The following is a 17,386-nucleotide window of genomic DNA, read 5'->3' as shown; positions in this document are numbered from 1 at the left end:
GAAAGTCCTTTGAATCGACGGTGCAGTGCGGAAAGAACCATGGAATTTGCATGGTTGCCGGCCGGTTGCTTTCATACCATGACGGGCATTCGATACCAATACCAAGAAGAGACGCCCTCGATATGTCGACACTCGCATCGCCTGCACAAGCTGCGCCTGCCTCCTCGCGCCCCCGGCTGACACCGCTGCTGTGGCTCTGCCTGGCCGCCACCTGGGTGGTCTGGGGCTCGACCTACCTAGCCATCAAGTACGCGCTGATCAGTTTTCCGCCTTTCCTGCAGATGGGCTCGCGCTTCCTCGCCGCCGGCGTGCTGCTGGCCGTGTGGATGCGCTGGCGCGGCACGCCCTGGCCCACGCGCACGCAGTGGCGCAATGCGCTGGTCGTCGGCGCGTTGATGCTTGGCGGGGGCATGGGCGGCACGGCGCTGGCCGAGGTGTCGATCGGCTCCGGGCTGGTGGTGGCGTTCATTGCCGTCATTCCCTTGCTGATCGCGCTGCTCAACCTGATCTGGGGCGTGAAGCCGGCGCGACTCGAGGCGGCGGGCATCGCGCTCGGCCTGGTCGGCGTGCTGATGCTCACGCAGGGCAGCGGCTTCAAGGCTTCGCCCGAGGGGCTGGTGGCGATCTGCGTGGCCTGCGTATGCTGGTCGCTGGGCAGCGTGCTGAGCCAGCGCAGCCTGCCGCTGGCGCCCGGCGCGATGGGCTTCGCGAGCGAAATGCTGTGCGGCGGGGTCGTGCTGATGGCGCTGGCCGCGGTGTCCGGCGAAACGATGAGCTGGCCGCCGCAACCCGTGGCGCTGGGGGCGTGGGTCTACCTCGTGGTGTTCGGCTCGCTGATCGCCTTCAACGCCTACATGGTGCTGCTGGCGCAGGCGCCGGCGGGGCTGGCGGCGAGCTACACCTTCGTGAATCCGGTGATCGCGATGCTGCTGGGCGTGTGGATCGCCAACGAGGTCGTCACACGCTTCGAGTGGTACGCCGTGGGCGTGGTGCTGGCGGGCGTGTTGCTGTTGCTCTTCAAGCGCCCGAAGAAGGACTGAGTTCGGTGTCGCTCAGGCCGGGCGGCGCCAGAAGGCGAGGGTGGCTGCCAGCAGCCACATGCCGACGGCACAGCTGCGGTTGAGCATCTTGAGGCCGCGGCGCGAGAGCCAGCGCACCGCCTGCGTGCCGGCACCGGCATAGGCCAGCATCACGCAGGTATCGAGCACGACGAAGATCGCGCCCAGCACTAGGTACTGCATGCCCTGGGGCTTGGCGGTGTCGATGAACTGGGGCAGGAAGGCGGCGAAGAAGAGCACCGTCTTCGGATTCGACAACGCCACCATCAGGCTGCGCACCAGCGCAATGCGGCCGTGGGGCCGGACCTCGATGGTCGACTTGGCCAGCGCGGTACTCAAGTCGGTCGCCTCGCTGCGCCACAGCTTGATGCCGAGCCAGACCAGGTAAGCCACGCCCGCGACGCGGATTGCGTTGAACAGCCACTCGGAGGCCGCGAGCAGCGACCCCAGCCCGAGTGCCACGACCGCGATCAGCGTGACGCTGCCCAGCGAGGCGCCCGCGATGCCCCAGCTGGCGCGGCGCATGCCGCCGTCGATGCCGTTGGACAGCGCCAGCAGCATCGTCGGACCGGGAATCACCGCCAGGGCGAGTGAGGCGACGGCATAGATCAGCAGGGTGTCGAGGGTCATGGCTGCTTGGTGGGGTTGGCCGATTGGCGTTGTTCGGCGGCGGCGCGTGCGCGTGCGAGGGCGGCTTCGACGATGGAGCGCTTGCGCGTGTCGGCGGCTTGTGGCTCGGCGGCGGGGGGCGGTTCGGCCTCGCGCTTCGCGGTGTCGCGATGCGTGGCATGCAGCTTGTAGCGCTGCAATGCCGCTTCGGCCTGCGCCTGCGACCACGCCTGCCAGCCGCTGCGGCCGGGTGTTTCGACTTCGAGCGAGATGCAATCGACCGGGCAGACCGGAATGCACAGCTCGCAGCCCGTGCAATGCGCCTCGATCACCGTGTGCATGCGCTTGTTGATCCCGATGATCGCGTCGGTCGGGCAGGCGTCGAGGCAGAGCGTGCAGCCGATGCACCAGGCTTCGTCGATGACCGCCATGGCGCGCGGGCCTTCGGTGCCGAACTGCGGATCGAGCGGCAGCGCGGGGCGACTCGTGAGTTGCGCGAGGCGCTCGATGCCTTCAGCGCCGCCGGGCGGGCACTGGTTGATGTCCGCCTCGCCGTCGGCGACGGCTTGCGCGTAGCCCGCGCAATCGGGGTAGCCGCACCGTGTGCACTGCGTTTGAGGCAGTGCGTCGTGGATGCGTGCGGCCAGCCCGTTCACGGTGGGTGATGCGCGCGGCTCAGCGCGCAGCGCTGGCGCGGGGCTTCCTGGCGGCCGCCGGCTTCTTGGCCGCAGGCGCGGCCTTCACGGTGACGGCCTTCTTGGCGGCGGTCGGTGCCTTGCGGGCTGCCGCGACCTTCTGGCCCGGCTTGATGCGGTCTTCGGCTGGCAGTTCCTCGCGGGCACCGGCGCGACGCTGGGGCTCGTCGCTGGCGGCGATGAAGTTGCGCACCTTCGGATAGACCTGGTCGCGCCAGCGGCGTCCGCTGAAGATGCCGTAGTGGCCCGCGCCCTTGACCTCGAAGTGCTCGCGCTTCGCGTCGGCGATGCCGGTGCACAGGCTGTGCGCGGCCTCGGTCTGGCCCGAGCCGGAGATGTCGTCCAGCTCGCCTTCGACGGTGAGCAGGGCGGTGGCGTGGATGTCCTGGGGACGCACGCGCTCCACCTGGCCGGCGGGGCTCTTCACGTCCCACGTGCCGTTCACCAGGTCGAAATCCTGGAACACGGTGCGGATCGTCTCGAGGTAGTAGTCCGCGTCCATGTCGAGCACGGCGTTGTACTCGTCATAGAACTTGCGGTGGGCCTCGGCGCTGGCGTCGTCGCCCTTGATGAGGTCCTTGAAGTAGTCGTAGTGGCTGCTGGCGTGGCGGTCGGGGTTCATCGCCACGAAGCCGGTGTGCTGCAGGAAGCCCGGGTAGACCTTGCGGCCCGCGCCCGGGAAGCCTTGCGGCACACGGTAGATCACGTTGTTCTCGAACCACTCGAAGCTCTTGTTGGTCGCGAGGTTGTTGACCGCCGTGGGCGACTTGCGTGCGTCGATCGGGCCGCCCATCATGGTCATCGTCAGGGGCAGCGGCTCGCCGCGGCTGGCCATGAGCGACACGGCCGCCAGCACCGGCACGGTAGGCTGGCACACGCTCACCACGTGGCAGTTGCCGTATTCGGCCTGCAGGCGGCGGATGAACTCCTGCACGTAGTTGATGTAGTCGTCGAGGTGGAATTCACCCTCGGACAGCGGTACGAGGCGGGCATTCTTCCAGTCGGTGATGTAGACCTTGTGGTCCTGCAGCATGGTGCGCACGGTGTCGCGCAACAGCGTGGCGTAGTGGCCCGACAGCGGCGCCACGATCAGCACCACGGGCTGGCTCTTGAGCGTCTTGAGGATGTGCGGTTCGTCGGTGAAGCGCTTGAAGCGGCGCAGTTCGCAGAACGGCAGGTTGAGCTCGACCGCCTCCTGGATCACGACGTCTTCGCCGTCGACCTTGACGGACTTGATGTTGAACTCGGGCTTCTCGTAGTCCTTGCCCAGCCGGTACAGCAGGTCGTAGCCGGCGGCCATGCGCTGTGCCATCGGCAGTTGGCTCCAGACGGCGCCGGGGCCATAGAGCTTGGAGGCGGCCTGGGCGAAGTCCGAAAAGGGCTCCATCAGGGAACGCTGGGCTTCGTAGAGTTGATAGAGCATCGCGAGTCTTGGAGGTGAATGTTGCGGTGCAATATATCAGCGCATCCAGCCGCTTGCAGGGGGCCTAACCCTAGCCCGCCCGAACGGCCGGTCGGCCTTGGCACAAAGGTGTGGCAAATGTGAAGAAATCGTCAAAAAGACGATCTCTTCACGCGAACTGTCGCTCAGATGACCTTGGCAATCGACGCGCAGACGTAGTCGATGTTCTTGCTGTTGAGCGCGGCGACGCACATGCGGCCGGTGTCGGTGCCGTACACGCCGAATTCGTTGCGAAGGCGCACCATCTGGTCCTTGCTCAGGCCCGAGTAGCTGAACATGCCGATCTGGGTGGTGATGAAGCTCATGTCTTCCTTCACGCCGGCGGCCTTCAGGCCGTCGACCAGCTTCTGGCGCATGGCCTTGATGCGCACGCGCATCTCGCCCAGCTCTTTTTCCCACAGGGCGCGCAGCTCGGGGGTGCCGAGCACCGCGGCCACCACGGCGCCGCCGTGGATCGGCGGGTTGCTGTAGTTGGTGCGGATGGCGATCTTCAGTTGCGACAGCACGCGGCCGGCTTCTTCCTTGTTCTCGCACAGCACCGACAGGGCGCCGACGCGCTCGCCGTACAGGCTGAAGCTCTTGGAGAACGAGGTCGAGACGAAGAAGGTCAGGCCGGCGTCGACGAACTTGGCGACAGCCGCGCCGTCTTCCTTCAGGCCGTAGCCGAAGCCCTGGTAGGCCATGTCGAGGAAGGGCACCAGGCCCTTGGCCTTCACGGTGGCGACCACCTGGTCCCACTGCGCGGGGGTGATGTCGTAGCCGGTCGGGTTGTGGCAGCAGGCGTGCAGCACGACGATGGTGCCGGCCGGTGCCGCGTTCAGGGCGGCGAGCATGCCGTCGAAGTTGATGCCGCGCTGGGCGGCGTCGTAGTAGGGGTAGCTTTCGACCGTGAAGCCGGCGTTGGTGAACAGCGCGCGGTGGTTTTCCCAGCTCGGGTCGCTGATCAGCACCTTGGCGTTGGGGTTGAGCTTCTTCAGGAAGTCGGCGCCGACCTTCAGGCCGCCGGTGCCGCCGATGGCCTGGATCGTGGCCACGCGGCCCGTGGTGACGGGTTCGCTGTCGGTGCCGAAGACCAGGCCCTTGACCGCGTTGTCGTAGGCCACGATGCCGTCGATCGGCAGGTAGCCGCGGGCCGAGGGGGCCTTCATCATGTTCTGTTCGGCGGCCTGCACGCACTGGAGCAGGGGCAGCTTGCCGTTGTCGTCGTAATACACGCCGACGCCGAGATTGACCTTGTTGGGGTTGGTGTCGGCGGCAAATTGCTCGTTGAGGCCGAGGATCGGGTCGCGCGGCGCCATTTCGACCGCGGTGAACATAGACATGGAGAGGTCCTTTGGGATGAAAGCTTCGCTGGCAACCGGAGGAGGCTTTATCCTTTCCGGTTGCCTTGAATTTTACCGGCGCCACGCCACCTGTCGGGAACAGCCATGCCAGAGAACAACGAAGCCATAGCAGACCTGAAGAAACTCGACCCGATCGGGCCGGCGAAGCAGGGCGAATTCATCCGCTATCCCGACTCGCCGTTCGAGCTGTTCCAGCCCTATCCGCCGGCGGGCGACCAGCCCGGAGCCATCGACGGTCTGGTGGCCGGCGTACTCGACGGCGAGGTGTTCCAGACTCTGCTGGGCGTGACCGGCTCGGGCAAGACCTTCACCATGGCCAACGTGATCGCCCGGCTGGGCCGCCCAGCCATCGTGTTCGCGCCCAACAAGACGCTGGCGGCACAGCTCTACAGCGAGTTCCGCGAGTTCTTCCCGAAGAACGCCGTCGAGTACTTCGTGAGCTACTACGACTACTACCAGCCCGAGGCCTACGTGCCGCAGCGCGACCTGTTCATCGAGAAGGACAGCTCGATCAACGAGCACATCGAGCAGATGCGCCTGTCGGCCACCAAGAGCGTGCTGGAGCGGCGCGACACGGTCATCGTGGCCACGGTGAGCGCCATCTACGGCATCGGCACGCCCGAGGACTACATGGAGATGCGGCTGATCGCCCGCGTCGGCGACAAGGTCGGCCAGCGCGACCTGATCTCCCGGCTCATCCGCATGCAGTACACGCGCAACGAGCAGGACTTCGCGCGTGGCACGTTCCGGGTGCGGGGCGACACCATCGACGTGTTTCCGGCAGAGCACAGCGAGCTGGCCATCCGCTTCGAGCTGTTCGACGACGAGATCGAATCGCTGCAGCTGTTCGACCCGTTGACCGGGCGCATCCGCCAGAAGGTGCCGCGTTTCACCGTGTACCCGTCGAGCCACTACGTGACGCCGCGCGACAAGGTGCTGGCGGCCGTGGAAACCATCAAGATCGAGCTGGCCGGGCGCCTCAAGGAATTGACCGGCGCTGGAAAGCTGGTCGAGGCGCAGCGGCTGGAGCAGCGCACGCGCTTCGACCTGGAAATGCTGGCCGAGATCGGCCACTGCAAGGGCATCGAGAACTACACGCGGCATCTCTCCGGCGCGGAGCCCGGCGACCCGCCGCCCACGCTCACCGACTACATGCCGAAGGACGCGCTGATGTTCCTCGACGAGAGCCATCAGATGGTCGGCCAGCTCAGCGCCATGTACAACGGCGACCGGGCGCGCAAGGTCACGCTGGTCGAGTACGGCTTCCGGCTGCCGAGCGCGTTGGACAACCGGCCGCTCAAGCTCGAGGAGTTCGAGCAGCGGGTGCGCCAGTGCATTTTTGTGTCGGCCACGCCGGCGCAGTACGAGAAGGATCATGCGGGCAACGTCGTCGAGCAACTGGTGCGGCCCACCGGGCTGATCGACCCCGAAGTCGAGGTGCGCCCCGCCACGCACCAGGTGGACGATGTGCTGGGCGAGATCCGCGTGCGGGTCGAGAAGAACGAGCGCGTGCTCATCACCACGCTGACCAAGCGCATGGCCGAGCAGCTCACCGACTACCTGGGCGACAACGGCGTGAAGGTGCGCTATCTGCACAGCGACGTCGACACGGTGGAGCGGGTCGAGATCCTGCGCGACCTGCGGCTGGGCACCTTCGACGTGTTGGTGGGCATCAACCTGCTGCGGGAGGGGTTGGACATTCCAGAGGTGTCGCTGGTGGCGATCCTCGATGCGGACAAGGAAGGTTTCCTGCGCGCGGAGCGTTCGCTGATTCAGACCATCGGCCGGGCGGCGCGGAATCTGAACGGCAAGGCCATCCTCTATGCCGACCGGATGACCGACTCGATGAAGAAGGCCATCGGCGAGACCGAGCGACGCCGTGCCCGACAGATCGCCTACAACGAAGCGAACGGCATCACGCCGCGCAGCATCGTGAAGCAGGTGCGTGACCTGATCGACGGCGTCTACAGCGAGAAGAGCGGCAAGGAAGCGGCCAAGCTCGACCTGGAGCGCGCCAAGGTCGAGGACATGAGCGAGAAGGACATCGCGCGGGAAATCAAGCGCCTCGAAAAGCAGATGCTGGAGCATGCCCGCAACCTCGAATTCGAGAAGGCGGCCCGGGTGCGCGACCAGTTGGCGCTGCTGCGCGAGCAGGCATTCGGGGCTTCGGGCGGCGACAACATCGCCGGTCTGGCGTCCTGATTTTCTGGCTAGGCCATAAGTTCGCTTCCTTCAAGCGAACGGCGCTGGGGTTTACCCGAGCAGACCTCAGGGGCTTCTGCTATACTTGAGCGAAATACTCAACAACAACGAACTTCGCGATGAAGGACCGACTCCTACCGACTGGTTCACCAGCGTCGGGGTCGGGCAGGGCGGAGACGAAGTCACCGCGGCCCAAGGCTGTGGTGTCATTTCAACGGTAAGCACTTGAAGGAGCTTGCGATGCGTCTCACTACCAAAGGCCGTTTTGCGGTCACAGCAATGATCGATCTGGCGCTGCGTCAGAACACCGGTCCGGTCACGCTGGCTGCGATCAGCCAGCGGCAGCAGATTTCATTGTCGTACCTCGAACAGCTGTTCGGCAAACTGCGTCGTCATGAGCTGGTCGAGTCGACCCGCGGCCCTGGCGGCGGCTACAGCCTCGGACGCAAGGCGGCGGACATCACGGTCGCCGACATCATCGTGTCCGTCGACGAGCCGATCGATGCCACGCAGTGCGGTGGCAAGGAAAACTGCCTCGGTGAGCAGGGTCGCTGCATGACGCACGAACTCTGGGCCTCGCTGAACCAGCGCATGGTCGAGTTCCTCGACTCGGTCACGCTGCAGAAGCTGGTCGACGACCAGATTGCCAAGGGCGTGCAGATCGAGAACAAGCCGGTCGTCAAGCGCGCCATCTCGGCGCAGCCGGTGGTCAAGCCGATCCGCGTGAATGCACCGAACTCGGTGTTTGCCCTCGGCAACGTCTTCGCGAAGTCCTGACCTGAGTCCGGCGATGCCTGCGGGCATCGCCCTGAGTTTGCCCCGATCCCAGAACACAACCCCCACGCCAGCCCGAGCCAGCCATGGACGTCACTCCTCATTTCCCGATCTATCTCGACTACGGCGCCACCACGCCGGTCGACCCGCGTGTGGTCGACGCCATGATCCCCTGGTTGCGCGAACATTTCGGCAACCCGGCATCGCGCAGCCACGCCTGGGGCTGGGAAGCCGAAGAGGCGGTCGAGAAGGCCCGCGGTCAGGTGGCCGACCTGATCAACGCCGACCCGCGTGAGATCGTCTGGACCTCGGGCGCCACCGAGTCGATCAATCTGGCGCTCAAGGGAGCGGCCCACTTCTACAAAGGCAAGGGCAAGCACCTGATCACCCTGAAGACCGAGCACAAGGCCGTGCTCGACACCATGCGCGAACTCGAGCGCCAGGGCTTCGAAGTGACCTACCTCGATGTCGAGGAAAACGGTCTTGTCGACCTGGAGAAGTTCAAGGCGGCGATCCGTCCCGACACCATCCTGGCCAGCGTGCTGTTCGTGAACAACGAAATCGGCGTGATCCAGGACGTGGTCGCGCTGGGCAATGCCTGCCGCGAAAAGGGCGTGATCTTCCACGTCGACTCGGCACAGGCCACCGGCAAGGTCGAGATCGACATCACGAAGCTGCCCATCGACCTGATGAGCCTCGCCTCGCACAAGACCTACGGCCCCAAGGGCATCGGCGCCCTGTACGTGCGTCGCAAGCCGCGCATCCGCCTCGAAGCGCAGATGCACGGTGGCGGCCATGAGCGCGGCATGCGCTCGGGCACCTTGCCCACGCACCAGATCGTCGGCATGGGCGAGGCCTACCGCATCGCCAAGCTCGAGATGAAGGACGACATCGCCCATGCCGCGCGCCTGCAGAAGCGTCTGCTCGACGGCCTCAAGGATGTTGAACAGGTGTTCATCAACGGCGACCTCGAGCGCCGTGTGCCGCACAACCTGAACATGAGCTTCAACTATGTCGAAGGCGAGTCGCTGATCATGGGCATCAAGGGCCTGGCGGTGTCGTCGGGTTCGGCTTGCACCTCGGCCAGCCTGGAGCCCAGCTACGTGCTGCGCGCCCTGGGCCGCAGCGACGAGCTGGCCCACAGCAGCCTGCGCATGACGATCGGCCGCTTCACGACCGAAGAAGAGATCGACTACGCCATTTCGACCATCAAGCACAACGTCGCCAAGCTGCGCGAGCTGAGCCCGCTGTGGGAGATGTTCCAGGACGGCGTCGACATCAGCACGATCCAGTGGTCGGCCCACTGAAAAGAACAGCACAAGCGGCCAGCCCAAGGCTCCACGATTGAACAAAGTTTGAGAGGTACACCATGGCATATTCATCCAAGGTCATCGACCACTACGAAAACCCCCGCAACGTCGGCTCCTTCGAAAAGGGCGACGACTCTGTCGGCACCGGCATGGTCGGCGCACCGGCCTGCGGCGACGTGATGAAGCTTCAGATCAAGGTCAACCCCGAAACCGGCGTGATCGAAGACGCACGCTTCAAGACCTACGGTTGCGGTTCGGCCATCGCTTCCTCGTCGCTCGTGACCGAATGGGTCAAGGGCAAGACGCTCGACGAAGCGGCGGCCCTCAAGAACGCCCAGATCGCCGAAGAACTGGCGCTGCCGCCGGTCAAGATCCACTGCTCGATCCTCGCGGAAGACGCCATCAAGGCGGCCGTGAGCGACTACAAGGCGAAGCACGGCGTCAAGACCGAGCCGGCCGCCGAAGCTGCTGTTCACTGAAATGGCCGTCACGCTGACCGAAGCCGCTGCGCGTCACGTCACCCGCTACCTTGGCAAACGAGGCAAGGGCGTGGGCGTTCGGCTGGGCGTGAAGACCACCGGTTGTTCCGGTCTGGCCTACAAGCTCGAGTACGTGGACGAGTTGTCACCTGAGGACGTGGTATTCGAAGACCACGGCGTGAAAGTGCTGGTCGATCCGAAGAGTCTGGCCTACATCGACGGCACGCAGCTCGACTTCGTGCGCGAAGGCCTGAACGAAGGCTTCAAGTTCATCAACCCGAACGAACGCGACCGCTGCGGCTGCGGCGAAAGTTTTCGCATCTGATGCGTCGTCGCTGACTGCGACCACGGCCGCCACCATGTCATGTGCTGGCGGCTTTTTCATGCCATGAACCTCAACGACACCGACTTCGAACTGTTCGCCGTCCCGGCGACCTTCGCGCAGGATCGCGCCGCGCTCGATGCACGCTGGAAAGAGCTGCAGCGCGAGGCGCACCCCGATCGCTTTGCCGCGCAGGGCGCCGCGGCGCAGCGCGTGGCCATGCAGTGGTCGGTGCGAATCAACGAGGCTTATCAGCGGCTCAAGGACCCGATTCGTCGCGCAAGCTACATCTGCGAGTTGCACGGCGCGCCGCTGAACGCGGAGAACAACACGGCCATGCCGGGTGCCTTTCTCATGCAGCAGATGGAATGGCGCGAGGCGCTCGACGACGCCCGCGACGTCGCCGCTGTCGAGGCGCTGCAGGCGGATGTCGAAACCACGCGTGCCCGCGCACTTTCGTCGCTCGACTGGTTGATCGACGAGAAGGGTGACTACCCTGGTGCCGTGCAACAGGTGAGAGCCCTCATGTTCATTGAGCGCTTCGGGCAGGACGTCGAAGCGAAATTCGATCAGTTGGGACAATAGGCCCTTATGGCTCTTCTTCAGATTTCCGAACCCGGTCAGGCGCCCGATCCGCATCAGCGCCGCATTGCCGTGGGTATCGACCTCGGCACCACGCATTCGTTGGTGGCCTCCGTACGCAACGGCGTGGCCGAGTGCCTGCCCGATGACCAGGGCCGCGTGCTGCTGCCTTCGGCCGTGCGCTACCTTGACGGTGACCGTCGTCAGATCGGCTTCGACGCCGTGGCCGCGCGCGCGCAGGACCCCGCCAACACCATCACCTCGGTCAAGCGGCTCATGGGCCGCGGCCTGGCCGACATCGCGAACCGCGATGCCATGTCGTACCGCATCGGCGGCGATGACGGCGGCATGGTCAAGGTGCAGACCTCGGCCGGCGAGAAGTCGCCCGTCGAGATCAGCGCCGAGATCCTGGCCACGCTGCGCTACCGCGCGGAAGACACCTTCGACGACGAGCTCTACGGCGCCGTCATCACCGTGCCGGCGTACTTCGACGAAGGCCAGCGCCAGGCGACCAAGGACGCCGCGCAGCTCGCGGGCCTGAACGTGCTGCGCCTCATCAGCGAGCCAACCGCCGCAGCCATTGCCTACGGGCTCGACAACGCGAGCGAAGGCGTCTATGCGGTGTATGACCTGGGCGGCGGGACCTTCGACATCTCGATCCTGCGGCTCACGCAGGGCGTGTTCGAAGTGATCGCAACGGGCGGCGATTCGGCCCTGGGCGGCGACGACTATGACCACGCCATCGCCGACTTCGTGCTTGCGCAGACCGGCCGACAGGCCGGCAGCGACAACGACCGCGCGGCACTGCTTGTGGCCGCGCGTGCTGCGAAAGAGGCGCTGACCGATGCCGAATCGGTCCTCTTCAGCGCCGCGCTGACGGGCGGCAATGCCGAGTTCACGCTGACCCGAGCCCAGTTCTTTGCTGCCACGCAGGCGCTCACCGATCGCACCCTCGCCGCCGTCCGCAAGGCGTTGCGCGATGCGAAGCTCAAGCCTGAAGAGCTGCAGGGCATCGTGCTCGTGGGCGGCTCCACGCGCATGCCACAGATCCGCCGTGCCGTGGCCGACTATTTCGGTCGCGAACCGCTGGTCAACCTGAATCCCGACGAGGTCGTGGCGCTGGGCGCAGCCATTCAGGCCAACCAGCTGGCCGGCAACAACGGCGCGGGCGAACTGCTGCTGCTCGACGTGATCCCGCTGTCGCTCGGCATCGAGACGATGGGCGGTCTGGTCGAGCGCATCGTGCCGCGCAACCAGACCATCCCGACCGCGATGGCGCAGGACTTCACGACCTACCAGGACGGCCAGACCGCGCTGGCGCTGCACGTGGTGCAGGGCGAGCGCGACCTGGTGTCCGACTGCCGCAGCCTCGCACGCTTCACGCTGCGCGGCATCCCGCCGATGGCGGCCGGTGCGGCGCGCATCCGCGTGACCTTCACCGTCGACGCCGATGGCCTGCTGAGCGTGAGTGCGAAAGAGCAGGGCAGTGGCGTCGAAGCCAGCGTGGCGGTCAAGCCCTCGTACGGCCTGTCGGACGACCAGATCGCGACCATGCTGCAGGAGAGCTTCTCCACAGCCCAACAAGACATGCAGGCCCGCGCACTGGTGGAGTCCCGTGTCGATGCCGACCGCATGCTGCTGGCCACGCAGAGCGCGCTCGATGCCGATGGCGATCTGTTGAGTGGCGAAGAGCGCGCCGCCATTGACGCCTCGATGACACGACTGCGCGAAGCCGCCCGGAGCAGCAACGATGCAGCCGTCATCGAAGCCGCTACAAAGGCCCTGGCCAACGACACCGAGGCCTTTGCCGCCCAGCGCATGAACGCGGGCATTGCACGCGCGCTCGCCGGCCGCAAGGTCGAATCCCTGTAGACAGAACAATTTCATGCCCACGATCAAGATCTACCCGCATCCCGAGTACTGCCCGCAAGGCGCCGAGATCAGCGCGCCGGCCGGCACCTCGATCTGCGAGGCCCTGCTCGACAACGACATCAACATCGAGCACGCCTGCGAGATGAGCTGCGCCTGCACGACCTGCCACGTGATCGTGCGCGCGGGCCTCGATTCTCTCAACGAGGCCGAGGAAGGCGAAGAAGACCTGCTCGATCGTGCCTGGGGTCTCGAGCCACAGTCGCGCCTGAGCTGCCAGACCATTCTGGCGCAGGAGAATGTGACGATCGAGATTCCCAAGTACACGATCAACCACGCCAAGGAAAACCACTGATGTCGCGCCAGATCGTTCTCGATACCGAAACTACTGGCCTGTCCGCGGAGAACGGCGACCGCATCATCGAACTCGGTTGCGTGGAGCTGTTCGCCCGCAAGCTCACCGGCAACGACCTGCACATCTACTTCAACCCGGAGCGCGAGAGCCACGAGGACGCGCTCAAGGTCCACGGGCTGACCACCGACTTCCTGCGCGACAAGCCGAAGTTCGCCACGCTGGGCAAGGACATCATCGAGTACCTGCGCGACGCTGAACTCATCATTCACAACGCGGCCTTCGACGTCGGCTTTCTCAACAAGGAGTTCGAGCGCGCCGGCCTGCCGCCGCTCAAGACCTTCGTGAGCGAAGTGACCGACACGCTGGCCATGGCCAAGCTGGTCTACCCGGGCAAGCGCAATTCGCTCGACGCACTGTGCGACCGTTTTGGGGTCGACCGCTCGAACCGCACCTTCCACGGCGCCAAGCTCGACGCGCAGCTGCTCGCCGATGTCTACATCAATCTCACGCGCGGACAGGATGCGCTGCTGATCGATGTGGCGGCCAGCGAGCCCGCGCAGGGCACGACGGTCGTGGCCGTCGACCTGACCCAGTTCGAGCTGCCGGTGATTGCCGCGGCCGAGCATGAAATTGCTGCGCACGAGGCCGTGTTGTCGCAACTCGACAAATCTAGCGGTGGAAAAACGTTGTTTCGCCAAAACGGCTGAAAAGCTATGGCATAATCTGAGGCTTCGCACAACGCGATACGTGTTCAAGACACTGAACTCAAAAGCAGTGTCTCAGGGCGGTTAGCTCAGGGGTAGAGCACAGCATTCACACTGCTGGGGTCGGAGGTTCGAAGCCTCCACCGCCCACCATAAACCAACGATTTACGGCACCTTCGGGTGCCGTTTTCGTTTGTCCCACGCAAATCGCGCAGCCATCCAGAACGGGCCAGCCACCTCGGGGCGCTCAGAAGGACCGGCCCTCGCTGATGCGTTGCAGGTCGGCCTCCACCATCATCGCGCACAGCTGTTCCAGTGTCGTCCTGGCCTCCCAGCCCAGCGTTTTCCTGGCGTGGGACGGATCGCCGATGAGCAGTTCCACTTCCGCCGGGCGATAGAACTTCGGGTCGATCTTCACCAGCACCTTGCCGGTCTTGCGATCGATGGCAACTTCCCCCTGTGCCATCCCTTCGAATCGGAGTTCGTAGCCCGCGGCCCTGAACGCCATGTCGACGAACTCCCGCACGGTTTCCGTGCGGTGGGTGGCGAGCACGTAGTTGTCCGGTTTTTCGGCCTGCAGCATGCGCCACATGCCATCGACGTACTCCTTCGCATAGCCCCAGTCGCGCTTGGCATCCAGGTTGCCCAGCAGGAGCACGTCGAGCTTGCCCGACCTGATCCTCGCCGCCGCGTCGGTGACCTTGCGCGTCACGAACTCGCGGCCACGCAACGGGCTCTCGTGGTTGAAGAGGATGCCGCAGCAACCGAAGATGCCGTAGCTCTCCCGGTAGTTCATCGTCATCCAGTGGGCGAAGAGCTTGGAGACACCGTACGGGCTGCGCGGGTAGAAGGGCGTGTCTTCCTTCTGCGGAATGGCCTGGACCTTGCCGAACATCTCCGACGTCGATGCCTGGTAGTACTTGATCTTGCGGTCCGTGAGGCGGATCGCTTCGAGCAGGTGGAGGGTGCCCAGGCCGTTGGTGTGCGTGGTGGCTTCGGGCTGGTTGAAGCTCGCACCCACGAAACTCTGCGCTGCCAGGTTGTAGACCTCGTCGGGCTCCGCATCCCTGAGCAGCGTGAGCGAACTGCCCAGGTCCGTCAGGTCGTACTCCACGAGATGAAGCTCCGGATGGTCCTGGATGCCGAGCGACTCGATGCGCCAGAAGTTCACCGAACTGGTTCGGCGGAAGGTTCCGTAGACGGTGTAGCCCTTGTCCAGCAACAGCTCGGCCAGGTACGCCCCGTCCTGTCCGGTAATGCCAGTGACGACAGCACGTTTTTTCATGGCTTCAATCAGATGAAATGAAGGGGCGGCTCAGGCCGGCGCATCGACACTGCGTTCGACCGCGGGTTGCATCGCCGATGGCATCGCGAGCGCGTCGCGCCGCTCGGCCGCGGGGCAGCGGCCGTAGGTGTCGTCGAAGCGCACGATGTCGTCCTCGCCGAGGTAGCTGCCGGTCTGCACCTCGATCACTTCCAGCATGGTCTTGCCGGGGTTCTCCAGCCGATGGATGGTGCCCGAGGGCAGGTAGATCGACTCGTTCTCCCGCACCAGCAGGACTTCGCCGCCGCGCGTGGCCTTGGCCGTGCCCTTGACGACGATCCAGTGCTCGGCGCGGTGGTGGTGCATCTGCAGCGACAGCTTGCCGCCGGGCTTGACGGTCAGGTGCTTCACCTGGAAGCGCTCGCCCGTGTCGATGCTGTCGTAGGCGCCCCAGGGCCGCACCACGCGGCGATGCTCGGTGGCTTCGACCGTGCCCTCGCGCGCCAGCATGCGCACCACCTCGGCCACCTGTTCGGCACAGTCCGCGCCCGCGACCAGCACCGCGTCCGGCGTGTCCACGATGATCAGGTCCTCGGTGCCCAGCGCCACCACCGGCCGGTGCGGCGCATGGACAAAGGTGTTGCGCGAGTTCAGCACGCTGCCCATGCCGCTCACGCGGTTGTCGGCCTCATCGGCCGGGTGCAGTCGGGCCACCGCGTTCCAGCTGCCCACGTCGCTCCAGGCGCCCTCGAAGCGCACCACCGCGACGTCCGCGTGCTTTTCGAGCACCGCGTAGTCGATGCTCTCGCTGCGGCAGCCTTCGAAGATTTCGCAGTCCAGGCGCACGAAGCTGCCGTCGACCGACACTGCGGCGGTCGCGCGTTCGCAGGTGGCGAGGATGTCGGGCGCATGCGTGCGCAGTGCCGCGACCAGCGTGCGGGCCTGGACCAGGAAGATGCCCGCGTTCCAGCAGTAGTTGCCCTGCAGGATCAGCGTTTCGGCCACCGCCGCCGTCGGCTTCTCGACGAAGCGCGCCACGGCGCGGCTTGCGCCGTGGCCCGTGGCTTCGGCCGCCTCGATGTACCCGTAGGCCGTGCTCGGAAAACTGGGCGCGACGCCGAAGGTGACGATCTTGCCCGCCAGGGCCGCTTCCACGCCGCTGCGCATCGTGGCCGCGAACAGCGCCACGTCGGGAATGTGGTGGTCCGCGGGCGCAAAGAGCAGCAGGTCGTCGGGGTCGGCCAGCAGGGCCGCCGCGGCCATCGCGGCGGCCGTGTTGCGGGGCACGGGTTCGAGGATCTGGCGGCCCTGCGTCTGCGCGTTCTCGATCGCTTCGCGCACCAGGAACCGATGCTCTTCCGACGCGACGCAGGTGATCGTCCGGTTCAGGGTCGCGAGCCGTTCGAGCGTGAGGTGCAGCAGGCTCTTGTTGCCGACCAGCGGTGCGAACTGCTTGGGAAACGCCTTGCGCGACAGCGGCCACAGCCGCGTGCCGCTGCCGCCGCACAGGACCACGGGATGAATGGTGGGAGTGTTCATGGTGACTGGCCTTTGGGCAGTGGGGGAAGGATCGGATCGCTTCGAAGGCGTGCCGCTCAGATCAGGCCCGTGTGAACGGCGAAGTTCACCGCCTGGGCGCGGGAATGCACGTGCAGCTTCTTGTAGATGCTCTTGATGTGCACGTTGACCGTCTGGCCGGTGATGCCGAGCTTGGCGCCGATCTCCGCCGAGACGCAGCCCGACGCCACGTGGCGAAGAATCTGGCTCTCGCGCGGTGTCAGCGTGGCCCCGTGCGGCGGCGACGCGTCCCCGGCGGGCTGCGGCTGCTCGCGGGGCTCGTAGTTCAGGCGGTGCAGCAGGCGCCGTGCGAGCCGCGGCGTGATGACGGCGCCGCCGTTCACCACGTGCAGCACGGCATCGGCAAAGCTTTGCAGCCAGGCGTTCTTCAGCAGATAGCCCGTGGCGCCCAGCTCGAAGGCGCGCAGCACGTGGGCATCGTCCTCCAGCGACGAGATCACGATGATCTCGCCGTTGCCGTGGTGCCGGCGCGCCTCGGTGATCAGCTCGAAGCCCATGCCGTCGCTGAGCCGCAGGTCGACCATCAGCACGTCGAACGCGCGCGTGGCCAGCAGCTTGCGCCCCTCGCGGATGCTGTCGGCCTGGCCCTCGAGCTGGATGCGCAGGTCCGACAGCAACTCCTGGGCGATCACCCGGCGCATGTACTCGTCGTCGTCGATGAGCAGCACGCGCACCGGTGATTTTTCCTGGCCTGTCAGGAAGTCCGGCCACAGCCTTGCGGCGGGCGAGCACACGGAGGTGGCGGCGCCCTGGGGGCGCAGCGGCATCGCGGCGGAGGCG

The 17,386-nt window shown here is 65.7% G+C and carries 17 protein-coding genes and 1 tRNA gene; 11 read left to right on the top strand and 7 right to left on the bottom strand.

The genetic code is table 11. The annotated features are described in order from the left end of the window. Positions 1 to 122: 122 nt before the first annotated feature. Complete coding sequence (yedA, locus tag D3H34_RS04285) at positions 123 to 1,040, top strand: drug/metabolite exporter YedA (protein ID WP_119552200.1); 918 nt, start codon at positions 123 to 125, stop codon at positions 1,038 to 1,040. 12 nt (positions 1,041 to 1,052) lie between these two features. Here the strand turns inward: yedA and D3H34_RS04280 are convergent, their stop codons facing one another. The 4 genes from D3H34_RS04280 to D3H34_RS04265 all read right to left on the bottom strand — a co-directional run bounded on the left by D3H34_RS04280 (position 1,053) and on the right by D3H34_RS04265 (position 5,146). Next, entirely contained in the window at positions 1,053 to 1,688 is a 636-nt protein-coding gene (locus D3H34_RS04280) for a LysE family translocator (protein ID WP_119552199.1), read from the bottom strand. Next, positions 1,685 to 2,323 carry an RnfABCDGE type electron transport complex subunit B gene (locus tag D3H34_RS04275; protein ID WP_119552198.1) on the bottom strand — a complete coding sequence of 213 codons (639 nt, stop codon included), beginning with the start codon at positions 2,321 to 2,323 and terminating at the stop codon, positions 1,685 to 1,687. Before D3H34_RS04275 ends, D3H34_RS04280 begins: the two co-directional genes overlap by 4 nt. Positions 2,324 to 2,342: 19 nt before the next feature. Continuing rightward, a complete protein-coding gene (locus D3H34_RS04270) occupies positions 2,343 to 3,785 on the bottom strand; it encodes a polyhydroxyalkanoate depolymerase (protein ID WP_119552197.1) in 1,443 nt (480 codons plus the stop codon). 164 nt (positions 3,786 to 3,949) lie between these two features. After that, a complete protein-coding gene (locus D3H34_RS04265) occupies positions 3,950 to 5,146 on the bottom strand; it encodes an amino acid aminotransferase (protein ID WP_119552196.1) in 1,197 nt (398 codons plus the stop codon). 105 nt (positions 5,147 to 5,251) lie between these two features. On the opposite strand from D3H34_RS04265, the gene uvrB reads away from it, so the two are divergent. The 10 genes from uvrB (at position 5,252) to D3H34_RS04215 (ending at position 13,917) form a co-directional block, all read left to right on the top strand. Further along, a complete protein-coding gene (gene uvrB, locus D3H34_RS04260; protein WP_119552195.1) occupies positions 5,252 to 7,369 on the top strand; it encodes an excinuclease ABC subunit UvrB in 2,118 nt (705 codons plus the stop codon). Between the two features lie 240 nt (positions 7,370 to 7,609). Then, a complete protein-coding gene (gene iscR, locus D3H34_RS04255; protein ID WP_056580055.1) occupies positions 7,610 to 8,146 on the top strand; it encodes a Fe-S cluster assembly transcriptional regulator IscR in 537 nt (178 codons plus the stop codon). A gap of 83 nt (positions 8,147 to 8,229) precedes the next feature. Next, a complete protein-coding gene (locus D3H34_RS04250) occupies positions 8,230 to 9,450 on the top strand; it encodes an IscS subfamily cysteine desulfurase (RefSeq protein ID WP_119552194.1) in 1,221 nt (406 codons plus the stop codon). Between the two features lie 62 nt (positions 9,451 to 9,512). Then, a complete protein-coding gene (gene iscU / locus D3H34_RS04245; RefSeq protein ID WP_119552193.1) occupies positions 9,513 to 9,932 on the top strand; it encodes a Fe-S cluster assembly scaffold IscU in 420 nt (139 codons plus the stop codon). Position 9,933: 1 nt separating this feature from the next. Next, entirely contained in the window at positions 9,934 to 10,257 is a 324-nt protein-coding gene (iscA, locus tag D3H34_RS04240) for an iron-sulfur cluster assembly protein IscA (protein ID WP_119552192.1), read from the top strand. Between the two features lie 63 nt (positions 10,258 to 10,320). Next, positions 10,321 to 10,839: a Fe-S protein assembly co-chaperone HscB gene (gene hscB, locus D3H34_RS04235; RefSeq protein ID WP_119552191.1), complete on the top strand. Its 519-nt coding sequence runs from the start codon at positions 10,321 to 10,323 to the stop codon at positions 10,837 to 10,839. A 6-nt stretch (positions 10,840 to 10,845) separates the two neighbouring features. Beyond that, positions 10,846 to 12,708 (top strand): Fe-S protein assembly chaperone HscA, encoded by a 1,863-nt coding sequence (gene hscA / locus D3H34_RS04230; RefSeq protein ID WP_119552190.1) that lies wholly within the window; start codon positions 10,846 to 10,848, stop codon positions 12,706 to 12,708. Between the two features lie 13 nt (positions 12,709 to 12,721). After that, positions 12,722 to 13,060 (top strand): ISC system 2Fe-2S type ferredoxin, encoded by a 339-nt coding sequence (gene fdx / locus D3H34_RS04225; RefSeq protein WP_119552189.1) that lies wholly within the window; start codon positions 12,722 to 12,724, stop codon positions 13,058 to 13,060. Continuing rightward, positions 13,060 to 13,767 carry a DNA polymerase III subunit epsilon gene (gene dnaQ, locus D3H34_RS04220; protein WP_119552188.1) on the top strand — a complete coding sequence of 236 codons (708 nt, stop codon included), beginning with the start codon at positions 13,060 to 13,062 and terminating at the stop codon, positions 13,765 to 13,767. Before fdx ends, dnaQ begins: the two co-directional genes overlap by 1 nt. Positions 13,768 to 13,842: 75 nt before the next feature. After that, positions 13,843 to 13,917, top strand: a tRNA-Val gene (locus D3H34_RS04215). 94 nt (positions 13,918 to 14,011) lie between these two features. Here the strand turns inward: D3H34_RS04215 and gmd are convergent. From gmd to D3H34_RS04200, 3 genes are read right to left on the bottom strand one after another with little or no spacing between them, the layout of a single operon-like run. Next, positions 14,012 to 15,049 (bottom strand): GDP-mannose 4,6-dehydratase, encoded by a 1,038-nt coding sequence (gene gmd, locus D3H34_RS04210; RefSeq protein ID WP_119552187.1) that lies wholly within the window; start codon positions 15,047 to 15,049, stop codon positions 14,012 to 14,014. A 30-nt stretch (positions 15,050 to 15,079) separates the two neighbouring features. Then, a complete protein-coding gene (locus D3H34_RS04205) occupies positions 15,080 to 16,567 on the bottom strand; it encodes a mannose-1-phosphate guanylyltransferase/mannose-6-phosphate isomerase (RefSeq protein WP_119552186.1) in 1,488 nt (495 codons plus the stop codon). 56 nt (positions 16,568 to 16,623) lie between these two features. Then, positions 16,624 to 17,373, bottom strand: a complete 750-nt coding sequence (locus D3H34_RS04200; RefSeq protein WP_286185431.1) for a LuxR C-terminal-related transcriptional regulator — start codon at positions 17,371 to 17,373, stop codon at positions 16,624 to 16,626. Between the last annotated feature and the right edge of the window lie 13 nt (positions 17,374 to 17,386).

The organism is Acidovorax cavernicola (assembly GCF_003581445.1).
Note: the sequence above shows the minus strand (reverse complement) of the source record. Positions and strands in the feature narration are given on the sequence as shown.

Bases quoted from the DNA above. Each gene is read 5' to 3' on its own strand.
- yedA (WP_119552200.1), top strand. From the start codon at position 123: ATGTCGACACTCGCATCGCCTGCACAAGCTGCGCCTGCCTCCTCGCGC.
- D3H34_RS04280 (WP_119552199.1), bottom strand. From the start codon at position 1,688: ATGACCCTCGACACCCTGCTGATCTATGCCGTCGCCTCACTCGCCCTG.
- D3H34_RS04270 (WP_119552197.1), bottom strand. From the start codon at position 3,785: ATGCTCTATCAACTCTACGAAGCCCAGCGTTCCCTGATGGAGCCCTTT.
- D3H34_RS04265 (WP_119552196.1), bottom strand. From the start codon at position 5,146: ATGTCTATGTTCACCGCGGTCGAAATGGCGCCGCGCGACCCGATCCTC.
- uvrB (WP_119552195.1), top strand. From the start codon at position 5,252: ATGCCAGAGAACAACGAAGCCATAGCAGACCTGAAGAAACTCGACCCG.
- iscR (WP_056580055.1), top strand. From the start codon at position 7,610: ATGCGTCTCACTACCAAAGGCCGTTTTGCGGTCACAGCAATGATCGAT.
- D3H34_RS04250 (WP_119552194.1), top strand. From the start codon at position 8,230: ATGGACGTCACTCCTCATTTCCCGATCTATCTCGACTACGGCGCCACC.
- iscU (WP_119552193.1), top strand. From the start codon at position 9,513: ATGGCATATTCATCCAAGGTCATCGACCACTACGAAAACCCCCGCAAC.
- iscA (WP_119552192.1), top strand. From the start codon at position 9,934: ATGGCCGTCACGCTGACCGAAGCCGCTGCGCGTCACGTCACCCGCTAC.
- hscB (WP_119552191.1), top strand. From the start codon at position 10,321: ATGAACCTCAACGACACCGACTTCGAACTGTTCGCCGTCCCGGCGACC.
- hscA (WP_119552190.1), top strand. From the start codon at position 10,846: ATGGCTCTTCTTCAGATTTCCGAACCCGGTCAGGCGCCCGATCCGCAT.
- fdx (WP_119552189.1), top strand. From the start codon at position 12,722: ATGCCCACGATCAAGATCTACCCGCATCCCGAGTACTGCCCGCAAGGC.
- dnaQ (WP_119552188.1), top strand. From the start codon at position 13,060: ATGTCGCGCCAGATCGTTCTCGATACCGAAACTACTGGCCTGTCCGCG.
- gmd (WP_119552187.1), bottom strand. From the start codon at position 15,049: ATGAAAAAACGTGCTGTCGTCACTGGCATTACCGGACAGGACGGGGCG.
- D3H34_RS04205 (WP_119552186.1), bottom strand. From the start codon at position 16,567: ATGAACACTCCCACCATTCATCCCGTGGTCCTGTGCGGCGGCAGCGGC.
- D3H34_RS04200 (WP_286185431.1), bottom strand. From the start codon at position 17,373: ATGCCGCTGCGCCCCCAGGGCGCCGCCACCTCCGTGTGCTCGCCCGCC.